Here is a 13,479-nt window from a genome sequence, read left to right as displayed (position 1 = left end):
TGCCCCGGCCCTTCCTGGTCATCGCCACCCAGAACCCGGCGGGGGCCTCCGGCACCCAGCCCCTGCCCGACTCCCAGCTGGACCGCTTCCTGCTGCGGCTCACCCTGGGCTACCCCAGCCCCGAGGACGAGCTGGAGCTCCTGCGCCGCCGGCGTTCCGGCCTTCCCATGGAGGGGGTCCGGCAGGTGGCCGGCCAGGCGGAGCTGGAGGGGCTCTGCCGGGCGGCTGACGCCGTCTACCTCTCCGACGAGGTTCTGGATTACATCGTCCGGCTGGTGGGGGCCACCCGGGACCACCCCCTCATCGTCCAGGGCGGGAGCCCGCGAGCCACCCTGGCGGTGGCGGCGGTGAGCCGGGCCGCCGCCCTGGTCCAGGGCCGGGACTATGTGATCCCTGAGGATGTCGCCGGGCTCTTCCGGGACGTTGTGACCCACCGCCTCCTCCTGGCCCCCGGGGTCCGGGAGGGACAGGACCCTGTGGGGGATGTGCTTCGGACCGTCCAGCCCCCCCGCCTGCGGTAGCCGCCGTGGCCCGCCGCCGCGTCCTCTACGGGGCGGCCCTTCTGGCCGCCCTGCTGTTTCAGATCTTTGACGTGGGCTATCTAGCCCACTTTCTCCTGTGGGCCATGCTGCTCCTGCCCCTGGTCTCCCTGGGGCTGACCCTGCCCCTGCTGGGCTGCCGGGCGGAGGTTCTGGCCCGTCCCGCCGCCGTGGAGCGGGGGGAGCCGGCCGGGTTCCTGGTGACCCTCCAGGGGCGGAGCTGGCTGCCGGTGTCCCGGGCCGTTCTCCGCCTGCACCTGGAAAACGCCCTCACCGGGGAGGCGGAGGACAGCCGGCTGGTCCTGGCTGGCGCCTTGGAGGGGGAGCAGGGGCCGGAGCACCGCCTGGAGACCCCTACCGGCCGCTGCGGCCGTCTGACCTGCCGGGTCCTGCGGGTCCGGCTGCTGGACGGCCTGGGGATTTTCGCCCTGCCCCTGCGCCCCCCGGCCCCAGCGGCCCTGCTGGTGCTGCCCCGGACGGAGCCCTTTCCCCTGCCGGAGGACTGGGGCAAGGGGACCCAGGGGGGCCCCCTCCGTCCCCGGCCCGGCGGAGGGCCGGGTGAGGACTACGACCTGCGCCCCTACCGGGCGGGAGACCCCCTCCGCAGCGTCCACTGGAAGCTCTCCTCCAAGCGGGACGAGCTGGTGGTCCGGGAGACTCTAGAGCCCCAGCGACGGGAATTCGTGGTAACCTTCCCCCACTTTGGCCCGGCGGAGGAGGTGGAGCGAACCCTGGACCGGCTCAACAGCTGCTGCCGGGCCCTGCTGGAGGCCGGACGGCCCCACCGGGTCCGCTGGGCCCATCCGGTGACCGGGGAAATCCGGGACTTCCGGGTGGAGGACCTCCGGGGGCTGGAGCGGTGCCTGGAGGCCGTCCTGTCCGACCCCGCCCCGGCGTCCGGCCTGGACCTGACGGAGGCCCCGCCCGCCGGGGAACAGCGGGTCCGGCTGGAGCCCCAGAGGGAGGTGTCCCCATGAAGCGTCAAGCCTCCCATACTTCGCCCCGGGGCCCGCTGGTCCGGGTGGGGGACGGGCTGCTGCTCCTTCTGGCTCTGACGGGGGCGGCCTTCTCCCTCCTCACCGCCTACGGTCTGGAGGCCGACCCCCGCATCCTCCTGGCAGGCTGTATCCTCCTGGCCCTTCTGTCTCTGACCGTCTTCTCCCTGCCCCGGTTCCGCTGGGCGGCCCAGCTGGGCCTCCTGGCCGCCCTGGCCCTGGCAGTCTGGCCCAGGCGGGCGGACCTCCTCTTTGGGACCCGCTGTATTCAGTACCGGCTGGCGGAGGTCCTCTCCCAGGGGGCCTGGAGCCCCTCGGAGGAGGCCGCCGCCCTCCTGGCGGAGGGCGGGGCGGAAGAGACCGCCTTCCTGCTGCTGGTGCTGACCATGCTGGCCCTGCTTCTGGGGTGGGCGGTGGTCCGCCTTCGGTCCCACTGGCTGGTCCTGGCCCTGACCTGCCCCCTGCTGCTCCCCGCCTTCCTGGTGAACCGGCTGCCGGCCTGGCCCGCCTTCCTGAGCCTGCTGGTCTGCTGGTGCGCCATGTTCCTCTCCTCCCTCAGCGCCCGGGCGGACCGCCGGGCCGGGGCCCGTCTGACCCTGGCGGCAGTCCCCGCCCTGGCCGCGGCCTTCGGCCTGCTGACCCTGGCCCAGCCTCAGGCGTCCTACGTCTATCCCCAGTGGGCGCAGCGCGCCCAGTATGCCCTTCGCTCGGCGGACTGGGGCTCCCTTGTGCCGGACTTCCTGCCCAGCTTCTTCTCCGGGGCGGGCTCCAGCTCCGTCATCAACCTGGCCGGGGCAGGGCCCCTGCGCTACTCCGGCCGGACCCTGCTGCAGGTGGACACCGGCCTCCCCGGCTGGACCTACCTCCGGGGCCGGTCTGCCGGGGTCTATACCGGGGACACCTGGGTGGACCTGGACGAGGAGGTCTACCAGGATCTGGGGGAGCTCCCCGGGGGGTATGAGCCCCTGAACTTCCCCGCCCTCACGGCCCCGGACGCGGCCTGGTATCCCGTCACGGTGGAGAACCTGGGGGCGCCGGGGGGCTGCCTCTACCTGCCCTACTACCTCCTTACCGACGCCGACGAGGTAGCGGGGGCCGCCTTTGTGGAGGACTCCTACCTGTCCCAGAGCCTGGGGAGCCGCCGCCACACCCTCTACTACCGCCCAGACGCGGGGCCCTGGTGGGACATGACCCGCCTCACCGGGACCGCCGCAGAGGCCGAGGAGATCTACCGGGACTTTGTTTACCGGCACTATCTGGAGGTCCCGGAGGACTTTTTCAATACCCTGGCCCGGTGGGAGGAGCGGCTGCTCCAGAGCGTGACGGGGGACAACCTGCTGCTGGACGGGGAGGACCCGGCGTCAGCGGCCCTCTTCCGCTCCAGTGAGCGCTACCGGAACACCCTGTTCCAGGCCTGGGCGGTGCGGGCCATGCTGGCGGCCACCACCGAGTATGACCCCGATGTGGCGGCCATGCCGGAGGGGGCCGACTTTGTGGACTACTTCCTTAATGAGACCCAGCGGGGCTACTGTATGCACTACGCCAGCGCCGGGGCTCTGATTCTGCGCACCATGGGGATTCCCACCCGGTATGTCAGCGGCTTTGCCGTCACGGTGCCGGAGTCGGGCCAGGTGAATGTCACCGACGAGAACGCCCACGCCTGGGTAGAGGTCTATCTGCCGGGCTACGGCTGGTATCCCGTGGAGATGACCCCGGGCTACAGCGGTCTGGGGACCGACGCCCCGGAGGAGAGCGCCGGCCCCACGCCCACGCCTACTCCCACCCCGGAGGCCGCCCCCACGCCGGTGCCCACAGAGGCCCCGGAGGCCTCCCCCATGCCAGACCCGGACAGCGGCCCGGCGGGGCCCGCCGGACCGGCGGGCCTGGCGGCTGACCAGGTTCTGATCTGGACCCTGGGCCTGCTCCTGGCCGCCCTGGGTCTGGGCGCCATGGTCCGGTGGGGACTCCTGTACCGCCACCGGCGGCGCCTGGAGGGCCCCGACACCAACCGGGCGGTGCTGACGGCCTATGGGGACCTGCTGCGGCTGACTCCCTGGGGCGGACGGGAGGACCCGGAGGTGACCGGCCTGGCCCGGAAGGCCCGGTTCAGCCCCCACACCCTCACGGAGGACGAGCGCCGGGCCGCCCTGGAGCGGGTCCAGGAGGAGGTCCGGCGGACCGCCGCCGCCCTTCCGGCCTGGAAGCGGCCCGTCTTCCGCCTGATTTGGGGGCGCTGGTGAGATCCATGCAGCGCTCAGAAAACGGTTGGATGACCAAACTCCAAAGGAGCGATTTGATGCCCAGCTGGATATCACTCTGCCCATGAGCCGCCTGAGGCAACGCCGCGCAAAGAGCACCGAACGGCTTTGTACTCCGCCTGCTGGTGCATCTGACGCACAATCTTTGTGCGGCGTTGCCTTGGGTTCGCGGAGATGTACGGCTTTTTACGGCAATTATTGTTATTTTCGTCCCGGAATTCGCTGTCAAGGAGGAAGCTGTCCCTATGCGTATGCGGAAGAAACCCAATCTCATCCCTCGGATGGAGCGGTGCGCGGCCTATCAGGTGAAGGACCCGGAGCTCTGGCGGGGCCGATGGCGGGAGCGGATGCCGCCGGGCTGTGGACTGCGGCTGGAGCTGGGCTGCGGCAAAGGGCGGTTCACCTGCGAGACCGCCGCCCGGGAGCCCGGAGTGCTGCTGGTGGCGGTGGAGCGGGTCCCCGACGCCATGGTGATGGCCATGGAGCGGGCCCAGGCCATGGAGCTCGGCAACGTCTGCTTCATCGACGCCGACGCCGCCCGGCTCCCCGACTACTTCGCCCCGGACGAGGTGGAGCGCATCTATATCAACTTCTGTGACCCCTGGCCCACCAACCGCCACGCCAAGCGGCGGCTCACCCATCCCAACTTCCTGGACCTCTACCGGAGGGTGCTCCGGGACGGCGGGGAGATCCACTTCAAGACCGACAACCGGGACCTCTTCGAGTGGTCCCTATTCCAATTTCCCCGGGCGGGCTATGAGCTGCGGGAGGTTACCCGGGACCTCCACGCCCACTGCGTCCAGGGGATCATGACCGACTACGAGGAGAAATTCCACAGCCTGGGCATCCCAATTCACCGCTGTGTGGCGGTCAAGCTCCACCAGGAGGAGCCGCCCCGGGCCAGGACGGACCCGGAGGCTCCCGGGGCGGGTTGAGGCGCCGCCCCGAGTCACAAAAAGGCGGCAGACATCATGTCTGCCGCCTTTTTGTGGCCTGATTGAGGGGGATTCAGCTATCCTGGAGCGCCTTTTCCAGGGCCTCCAGCAGAGTCTTCTGGCTGAAGGGCTTATAGAGGAAGCCCTTGGTCCCAATCTGAGACGCCTCGTTGAACGTGTCATCGTAGGCCAGGGAGGAGACCATCACAATCCGGGCGCTGGGGTCCTCCTTCAGGATGTCACGGGCCGCCTCCAGTCCGTCCATACCCGGCATGAGAATGTCCATGGTGACCAGGTCAGGGCGGACCCGCTTGTACTCCTCAATGGCGGATTCGCCGTCCTGGCAAAACGAAACCACCTCATAGTCCGTGCCCTCCAGCAGCTTTAACATCTCAAGATGGACCATTTTGGAGTCATCCACGACCATCAGTTTCGTCGGCATAGCGTGTTTTCTCTCCTTTCCATTGTGCGCTTCCGGGGCCTTGAGGTCCGGAGCGGTTTGGGCATGGCGGATTACCTGTACCCGCTCGTCTTCTTTGCCGCAATAATTGAGTTCAAATAGGCACTGGTGCCCGTCTGGAATTTTCCGCCCCTTGTAGAACTGTGGGACCTGAAAACGGAATTTTTGTTTTGTCGCGTGAAATAAATCCACAGCCACATGCCCGCAGAACACGTTGAACAATTCCTTCGCCGCGTCCGCCAGTTCCTCTATGCTGACCTGCTCCTGACCCGTGATATGCTGGGTCAGGCGGCGGAATACAGAGGCGTCCGCGCACAGGGACAGCCCAGTCTGAGGTTCCCCCTCGAACACCGTCCGCACGGTATAGATCTCGCCGTTGGGCGGCGTCTCTCCTTTTGTCAGGGTCATTCCAGCCATCTGAGGCATCACATCCTGCAAGGCATGGTCAGCCACACTCTGAAACAATTCCTGGGACAATAAAGCTGGCATTCCTGTCATCCTCTCGTTGGGTTCCGAACGGCTGCCTATACAAAACGTACCTCCTCGTTCATCAAAACTGCGGTGCAGGCCCGGACCTCCTGCGCCACCACCTGTGTAAAGCCGTCGATGGTGACCACCGTCCCTGGATAGACTATCTTGGATCGCAGGCAGCCGCTCCCCTGGTCGGACTGCGGCTGCTCCTGGCGCTGGGCCAGCCGCTGCTTGTACTTCTCCAGCTTCATCTGGTTGATGGCGGCTTTCAATCGCAGGTCGGACATCCGTTTTTGCTTGGCCGGACTGTCCGGCTGCCGCTCGGTTTTCTCTCTGTCGCGCTCCATCTCCTGGATTTCGCGTAAAACCTCATTTCGCTCATAATCCTCGCAGGGCTGCCCGCCCAGGGTTACCACAGTCCGCACCTCGGTTCGGGCCCCGACGATGTTGGCCTGCACATCGCTGGCGGAGTGGGTGCTGCCGCCGATGATGACGCCCCTGCCGGTGGTGACATGGACCGCGCCGTCGCAGTACATCTCGCAGTTTACGACACAGTCGCTGTACAGGTCTCCTCTGACGTATACGCTGCAATTTTCCAGATATTTTGCGTAAATATTTTGGTGGCACCGGAGGATGGCCTTGCCGTTGCCCTGAACGCCCTCGCCTACGATCAGGTCGCCGCCGGCCTCCACAGAGGTATCCTCAATCACGCCGTCCACCCTGACGCTTCCCATGGCCCGCACAGTGAAGCCGCTTCGGACGTCTCCGTGGATGTGGATATCCCCCAGATAGTTCAGGTTTCCCGTGGAGTAGTCCACATCTCCGGCGATGTCCAGGACGCGCTGAATCTCAAAGCAGCGGCCCGTAAACTCCACATGGCCGCTGGAGACTGCCACCAGGCGGGAGCCGTCCTCCGACAGCTTGGTGTTGCGGCCCCGGGGCACCTCGGGCTTTTTCCCATCCCTGGCCGGGAGGGGTTCCCCCCGCACCGAGACGCCCGGCGTCCCGCTGGTAGGGGGGATAATCTGGCAGATGGTCGCCCCCTCACTGACGTTGTTCACCAGATTCAAGGTGGTGTAGTCCACCTCATTCTGAGCGTTCACCACAAACTTTCGCTCGCTCTTGCGGGGGAAGCAGTCCACAATCCTGCCGTCCTCCCCATCTGCGGGGGCAACGCCGCGGGCGGCCAGGAGGAGGTGGAAATAGCGGTCCGGCTGGCTGGGCAGGCGGTCCAGCAGCGCCTGGTCCAGTCCAAAGACCACGTTGGCTTCGGCCAGGGCTTTGTCCAGCAGGGACCGGGTCAGCTCCTGGCCCTCCCCGGTGGGGGGATAGGCCACGATCCAGGCCGAGAGCCGGTCCCGGGGGAGATAGACCACCACTTCGGCGTCCATGCTGGGGACCGTCCCGTCCTTTGACTGGGACGCGGCCTTCTGCATCCGGGCCTGGGCCGTCTGCGTGAGACAGCGCCTCAGCCGCGTCAGTTCCTCGCCGGCCGTCCCCGTGTCCAGGGGCGAAGGCCCCCCGTCCGGGGACAGGGACAGCCGGGGCGGAGGCTGTCCGCCCACTTCCGCGTTCCGAAACTCCCAGAGCCAATACAGCGGGTGCTTGGGGGGCAGGTCCAGGTCCAGGGGGACCGCAGGGGGCGCCTGGGGTACGGACCCAACCGCCTCTGAAGTCTCGCCGCGCCCGGCGTCAGAGGAAGGCGTGGCGTCCGCTGCCTGAGATTTCCCCCGGCGCAGCCAAGCAAATAAGCCATTCTCCTTCATGTTTGCAGGCACCTCCCTCATTTTTGATGCGGAGATATGCCTCCGCCCCTTCTTGTTTTTATTTTACCGCAAATTTACTCGGAAAACAAGGGGGCCAACGAAATTTACATGCGCCCCAAACGAAATTTACTCCGTCTGCGAAAACATGTTGGAAATAAGAAACGCCGTCTGTACGGTTCGATATTCTGTTTTCACTCTGATGTGCCTATGGGCGCCGCCTGTCAGCGGCGGGGACCTGTCTGCCGTGGATTGCAGCAGCATAGCAAGGTTCTTTCCGATCGTAGTAATTTGGTAATAAATTAAGGTCTGCAATCCCTCGGAATACCCTTATTTCAAGGACTTTTCGGGATAATCAAAAGATTTTTTACACAGATAGGCAAAACGTGTTATAATGATATTTACTGTGCGTCCTCCCAGAGCTGTAGAGAAGGCTTGGGGAATCGTATCTCTTGAATTCTGCGCGAAAGGAACGAGAAGACCCTATGGACGAGATTGTACGCATGATGACGGCCGACGGCTTTGTCAAGGCCATGGCCATCACCGGCCGGGACCTGGTGGAGCGTGCCCGGCAGATTCACCACACCTGGCCGGTGGCCACCGCCGCCCTGGGCCGGACCCTCATGGGCTGCTCCATGCTGGGGGCGGGGCTGAAGGAGGAGCAGGGCTCTGTGACCCTGCGCATCAAGGGGGGCGGCCCCCTGGGCGCCATCACCGCCGTGTCCGACTGCGCGGGCAACGTCCGGGGCTATCTCCAGAACGGCCAGGTGGACCTGCCCCGGAAGGGCCCCGCTAAGCTGGACGTGGGCGCCGCCGTGGGGACTGACGGCTTCCTCACCGTCATCAAGGATCTGGGGCTCAAGGAGCCCTATGTGGGCTCCGTCCCCCTGGTCAGCGGGGAGATCGCCGAGGACCTCACCTCCTATTTCGCCGTCAGCGAGCAGATTCCCACCGCCTGCGGCCTGGGCGTTCTGGTGGACACCGACCAGTCGGTGCTCTGCGCCGGAGGCTATCTGCTCCAGCTCCTCCCCGGGGCCCCGGACGGCGTCATCGGCGCCCTGGAGGAGGCCGTCCGGCGGCTGGGCCCCGTCACCGATGTCCTCCACCAGGGATCCGACGCCGCCCAGATGCTGGAGCGGCTCCTGGCGGGCATGGAGCCCGAACTTCTGGAGCGCACCCCGGTGGCCTACAAGTGCTATTGCAGCCGGGACCGGGTCTCCCAGGCCATCATCAGCCTGGGGAAAGCCGAGCTTCGGGACATGATTGACAAGGAGGGCCACGCCGATCTCACCTGCCAGTTCTGCGACAAGGTCTACCACTTCTCCAGGGAGGAGCTGGAGGAGCTGCTGACCGCCGCCACCAAGGACTGAGCTTTCCAGACAGAAGGGACCCACCATGGTCATCGACTTTCACACCCACACCTTCCCGGACAAAATGGCCGGCGCCGCCCTGGATAAGCTCAGCGGCATCAGCCGCCTCCGGCCCCTCACCGACGGCACCGCCGCCGGCCTGGCCGCCTCCATGGCCCGGGCCGGGGTGGACCGCTCCGTGGTGCTGCCGGTGGCCACCTCCCCTGGGCAGGTCCCCCACGTCAACGACGCCGCCGCCCGGCTCAACCAGGACTGGGGAAAGGCCGGCCTCCTCTCCTTCGCCTGCATCCACCCGGACTACCCGGACTGGCGGAACGAGCTGGCCCGGGCAGCCGGGCTGGGCCTCCGGGGGATCAAGCTCCACCCCGTCTACCAGCGCGTCCCCCTGGATGACCCCCGCTATCTGCGGATTCTGGACCGTGCCGGGGAACTGGACCTCATCGCAGTCACTCACACCGGCATCGACGTGGGCTACCCGGACCTGGACTTTTGCGCCCCGGAGGCCGCCCGCCGGGCGGTGGACCAGGCTGGCCCCGTCCGTCTGGTGCTGGCCCACATGGGTGGCTGGAAGCAGTGGGAGCATGTGGCGGAGCTCCTGGCCGGCACCAGCGTCTATCTGGACACCTCCTTCTCCACCGGCGCTATGGCCCTCCTGGACGGCGGGCAGGAGGGCCCGGAGGCGCTGGCTCTCCTGAGCGGGGAGACGTTTTTGGCCCTGGTCCGGGCCTTCGGGGCCCGGCGGATTCTCTTCGGCACCGACAGCCCCTGGACAGGACAGGCTGAGAGCATCGCCTGGCTCCGGGACCTGCCCGGCCTCACTCCTTCAGAGCGGACCGCCATCCTGGGCGGGAACGCCGCAGCCCTCCTGGGTCTGGAGGCCGGAACGCAGAAAGCAGAGTGTTAAAAGCCAGCCAGCAAAGAGGCGCGGCGGGTCCGCCGCGCCTGCGCGTAAAACAAACCCGCCTCCGCCCAAGGGCGGAGGCGGGACAGTTGTTATCAGGTCTCCCGCTCTGGCCGTGTGGCCCTAATTAAAACCTGCACGAAATGGCAGGTGGGTTGCCTCCGGGCCGCTTTACTGCTTCCAACTTCCAGCCCCTCCTCAAGGGAGGGCCGGGAGGCCTGCAAGCCACGGTCCGAGTTCTGGCATCCCGTTTAAAAAATGTGGGTTTAAAAAGGTACCATCACGCACCGAGCAGGAGAGGGTTGGTTATGACTCGTCTTCCTCGTCGAACAGGGACTCCAGGAACTGCTGGTAGACCCGCTCCAGCTCGTCCTCGTCCTCCAGGGTGGCAAGCTGCTCCTCGCCGTCCACCTCCACCACCTTCAAGAGGATGAGCCCGGCCTCCTCGTCCTCCTCCTGGGGGGCGTCGCCATTTTCATCGGCCTCCTCCACGGGGAAGAAGGCCATATAGACCGCGCCGTCACATTCTATGGTGTCCAGGTGCTCCAGCTCGATCTCATTGCCGTCCTCGTCGGTGAGCGTGACAAAATTTCCGCCGTACTCGTCGCTCATGGGGATTGGCACCGCCCTTCCTATTCTTCTTCCCTATTGTACCCTGTAAAGAGAAAAAAAGCAAGAGAGGGACACGCCAAATTTTTACGCTCTGACTAAATCACCATAATCTGTAATTTTTTAGGGTGGACAAACTGGTGGTTTTCTAATATAATGTGGTCTGCTAGGGCCCTGCGGCCCCCAAAAGCTGGGGCGGCTCCGCCGCGCCGGCGGAGCCGCTCCAAGCCCCGGAAAGGACCGTACAGCTGTACGCCGGGAACGGAGGTATTACCATTGGCAGAGACAACCCGTACCAACCCACCCAGCGGAGAGGCGCCCCGGCGCCGGAAACGCCGCCGGAGGAGCGCCGGCGCGGTGATCAAGACCATTTTGAAGGTGCTGGGCACCCTGTTCCTCATCGGCATCACCACCTGCGCCATTCTGGCCTGCTTCGCGGCCACCTATATCCAGACCGTCATCCTGCCCCAGGATACGGTGGATGCCACCGCCTACTCCATGAACCTCTCCTCCACCATCTACTATACCGACCCGGACACCGGGACGGCAGTGGAGCTGCGGACCCTCTACGGGGAGGAGAACCGGGTGCTGGTGGACTATGATGAGATCCCCGCAGACCTCATCAACGCCCTGGTGGCCATTGAGGACCAGCGCTTCTGGACCCACGACGGCGTGGACTGGAAGCGGACCGCCGGCGCCTTCCTCAACATGTTTTTGGGGATGCGGGACACCTACGGCGGCTCCACCATCACCCAGCAGCTCATCAAAAACATGACCCAGAACGACGAGGTGACGGTGAAGCGGAAAATTTTGGAAATTTTTCGGGCCCTGGAGTTTGAGCGAAACTACTCCAAGGAGGACATCCTGGTGATGTACCTCAATCACATCTACCTGGGGGAGGGCTGCTACGGCGTGGGCACCGCCGCCCTGACCTACTTCGGCAAGCCGGTATCTGAGCTAAGCCTAGCCGAGTGCGCCAGCCTCATCGGCATCACCAACAACCCCTCCCGCTACGACCCCTACATCTCTGACTACACCCGCTCGGAGAACAAGCGCCGGCAGGAGACCATCCTCTACGAGATGCTGGACCAGGGCTACATCACCCAGCCTCAGTACGACGCCGCCGTGGCGGAGGAGCTGGTCTTTGCGGGCGGGGAACAGGGCGCCACCTCCACCTCCGCCTACTCCTACTTTGAGGACCAGCTCATTCTGGACGTCATCTCCGACCTCCAGGAGACCTACGGATGGTCCCGGGTCTATGCCTCTCAGATGGTCTACAACGGCGGACTGACCATCTACTGTACCCAGGACCCCAACATCCAGGCCAAGGTGGACGCCGTCTACGAGGATTTGAGCAACTTTGACGCCCCCTCCTCCAGCGGTCAGCAGCTCCAGTCGGCCATCACCGTCATCGACAACGCCACGGGCAATGTGGTGGCCCTGGCCGGCGGCGTGGGGGAAAAGACCGGAAGCCTGCTGACCAACCGGGCCACCCAGTCCCTGCGGCAGCCCGGATCGGCCATCAAACCCATCGCCGTCTACGCCCCCGCCCTGGACCTGGGGGTCATCACCCCCGCCACCGTCATCGACGACTCCCCCTACAGCTTCGACGGGGAGGGGGGCTCCGCCTGGCCGGTGAACGCCGTGGGCTATTACCGGGGCCTCACCGATGTCTATACCGCCGTGGAGGACTCCATCAACACCGTCGCCGTCAAGGTTTTGGGCTACTACACCAGCCCCCAGGTGGCCTTTGACTTCCTAGTGAACAACCTGGGCTTCAGCACCGAGCATCTGGTGGTCCAGGAGGAGATCAACGGCACGCCCTATTCCGACATCGGCCTGGCCCAGATGGCCCTGGGCGGCCTCACCAACGGCATCACCACCCTGGAGATGGCCGCCGCCTACGCCGCCTTCCCCCGAGGCGGGCTCTATATCGAGCCCCGGACCTACACCCGGGTGGAGCAGGTGGACCAGCACACCGGCGTGGTCACCATCCTGCTGGACAACGTCCAGGAGTCCCACGCCGCCATGAAGGACTCCACCGCCTGGTATATCAACACCATGCTGCGGAGCGTCATCTCCTCCGGCACCGGCACCCGGGCCAGCTTCAGCGGCATGACCATCGCTGGAAAGACCGGCACCACTTCCGCCCGCCGGGACCTCTACTTTGTGGGCTACAGCCCCTACTACACCGCGGCGGTCTGGAGCGGCTACGACACCCCGGAGCGGATGTCCTCCTCTCTCCAGCAGACCTCCGCCAACACCTGGCGCATGGTCATGAGCTCCATCCATGAGGGGCTGGAAAACCGGAGCTTCCCCGAGCCCTCCGCCGGCCTGGTGACCACCAGCGTCTGCGCCGACAGCGGCCTGCGCCCCACCGACGCCTGCGTCAACGATGTCCGGGGAGACCGGACCGTCTCCATGACCTTTGTTCGGGGCGGCGAGCCCACCGAGAGCTGCAACGTCCACGTGGAGCAGGAGATCTGTTCCGCCGCCCCCATCCTGGACGCCAACGGGGCCTCCAACGGCATGTACCATCTGGCAGGGGAGTTCTGCCCCGAGGACACCCGGAGAATGGTGGGAATTCCGAATCTGACCCGGGAGGGGGCCGCCGCTGCGGTGAACGTGCGGGACAGCCAGTACACCACCGGCTACCTGGAATCTCTGGGGGATGCCGCCTACTGCAGCGTCCACACCACCGCACCGGAGCCAGAGCCCTCCGCCCCCCTGGTGATTGACCCCTATAACCCCGCCACCTGGCCGGGGCCGGAGGCCTTCGCCACCATCGAGGACTTCAACCGCTTCAATCCCTTCGACCAGTCCACCTGGCCGGAGGGGGCCGTGTCGGTGAGCGAAGAACCGCCGGCGGCCTCCACCCCCGGCCTCCCCACCGAGCCACCCGCCCTGGAGACGCCGGTTACCACCCCGCTCCCCTCGGAAGCGGTAAGCCCTTCCTCCCCGCCGGCGGTGGTGACCCCGCCTGTCTTCAGTGAGGAGCCCTTCCTCCCCGCCGCCTGATGGGGCGTCAGCCCACCAAGGACGATAACGAAGTTACGCGGAAATTCCGCCGAAAGGAAAATGTGAGTTTCCGGCTTGGTGGAGCACTAGTACTCCATCAAGTTAGAAAATAGAAATAGCGAGGAGGTGGAATAGGTGGTAAACTAAGGACGGGTGATGG

At 65.8% G+C, this 13,479-nt stretch carries 10 protein-coding genes, 1 other RNA gene and 1 pseudogene; 7 read left to right on the top strand and 5 right to left on the bottom strand.

Going from position 1 to position 13,479, the window contains the following annotated elements:
* The 4 genes from Q0K09_RS08535 to trmB form a co-directional block, all read left to right on the top strand.
* Positions 1–521 (top strand): MoxR family ATPase (locus tag Q0K09_RS08535; protein WP_294475285.1); only part of this gene is annotated, 521 nt, incomplete at its 5' end.
* Between the two features lie 5 nt (positions 522–526).
* Positions 527–1,516, top strand: a complete 990-nt coding sequence (locus Q0K09_RS08530) for a DUF58 domain-containing protein (protein ID WP_294475282.1) — start codon at positions 527–529, stop codon at positions 1,514–1,516.
* On the top strand, positions 1,513–3,774 hold the full coding sequence (locus Q0K09_RS08525) for a transglutaminase-like domain-containing protein (protein WP_294475281.1): 2,262 nt from the start codon (positions 1,513–1,515) through the stop codon (positions 3,772–3,774). Before Q0K09_RS08530 ends, Q0K09_RS08525 begins: the two co-directional genes overlap by 4 nt.
* 269 nt (positions 3,775–4,043) lie before the next feature.
* Entirely contained in the window at positions 4,044–4,727 is a 684-nt protein-coding gene (gene trmB, locus Q0K09_RS08520) for a tRNA (guanosine(46)-N7)-methyltransferase TrmB (protein ID WP_294475280.1), read from the top strand.
* A 73-nt stretch (positions 4,728–4,800) separates the two neighbouring features.
* Here the strand turns inward: trmB and Q0K09_RS08515 are convergent, their stop codons facing one another.
* The 3 genes and pseudogenes from Q0K09_RS08515 to Q0K09_RS08510 all read right to left on the bottom strand — a co-directional run bounded on the left by Q0K09_RS08515 (position 4,801) and on the right by Q0K09_RS08510 (position 7,424).
* Positions 4,801–5,169: a response regulator gene (locus Q0K09_RS08515; protein ID WP_294475277.1), complete on the bottom strand. Its 369-nt coding sequence runs from the start codon at positions 5,167–5,169 to the stop codon at positions 4,801–4,803.
* A 150-nt stretch (positions 5,170–5,319) separates the two neighbouring features.
* Positions 5,320–5,595, bottom strand: a pseudogene (locus Q0K09_RS10815) (chemotaxis protein CheX); the annotation flags it as partial.
* A 116-nt stretch (positions 5,596–5,711) separates the two neighbouring features.
* Positions 5,712–7,424, bottom strand: coding sequence for a FapA family protein (locus Q0K09_RS08510; RefSeq protein ID WP_294475275.1), 1,713 nt, complete (start codon positions 7,422–7,424; stop codon positions 5,712–5,714).
* A gap of 482 nt (positions 7,425–7,906) precedes the next feature.
* Between Q0K09_RS08510 and hslO the strand changes: the two genes are divergently transcribed.
* Together hslO and Q0K09_RS08500 are read left to right on the top strand one after the other, a co-directional pair.
* Positions 7,907–8,791 (top strand): Hsp33 family molecular chaperone HslO, encoded by an 885-nt coding sequence (hslO, locus tag Q0K09_RS08505; RefSeq protein ID WP_294475273.1) that lies wholly within the window; start codon positions 7,907–7,909, stop codon positions 8,789–8,791.
* Positions 8,792–8,816: 25 nt separating this feature from the next.
* Positions 8,817–9,695 (top strand): amidohydrolase family protein, encoded by an 879-nt coding sequence (locus Q0K09_RS08500; protein WP_294475270.1) that lies wholly within the window; start codon positions 8,817–8,819, stop codon positions 9,693–9,695.
* Positions 9,696–9,789: 94 nt separating this feature from the next.
* Here Q0K09_RS08500 and ssrS read toward each other — a convergent pair.
* Both ssrS and Q0K09_RS08490 read right to left on the bottom strand, forming a co-directional pair.
* Positions 9,790–9,993: non-coding RNA, 6S RNA (gene ssrS / locus Q0K09_RS08495), on the bottom strand.
* A gap of 5 nt (positions 9,994–9,998) precedes the next feature.
* Positions 9,999–10,304, bottom strand: a complete 306-nt coding sequence (locus Q0K09_RS08490; protein WP_294475268.1) for a DUF1292 domain-containing protein — start codon at positions 10,302–10,304, stop codon at positions 9,999–10,001.
* A gap of 354 nt (positions 10,305–10,658) precedes the next feature.
* Between Q0K09_RS08490 and Q0K09_RS08485 the strand changes: the two genes are divergently transcribed.
* Positions 10,659–13,319, top strand: a complete 2,661-nt coding sequence (locus Q0K09_RS08485; protein ID WP_294475266.1) for a transglycosylase domain-containing protein — start codon at positions 10,659–10,661, stop codon at positions 13,317–13,319.
* Positions 13,320–13,479: the final 160 nt, after the last annotated feature.

The organism is uncultured Intestinimonas sp. (assembly GCF_944387725.1).
GTDB lineage: Bacteria > Bacillota > Clostridia > Oscillospirales > Oscillospiraceae > Intestinimonas.
Note: the sequence above shows the minus strand (reverse complement) of the source record. Positions and strands in the feature narration are given on the sequence as shown.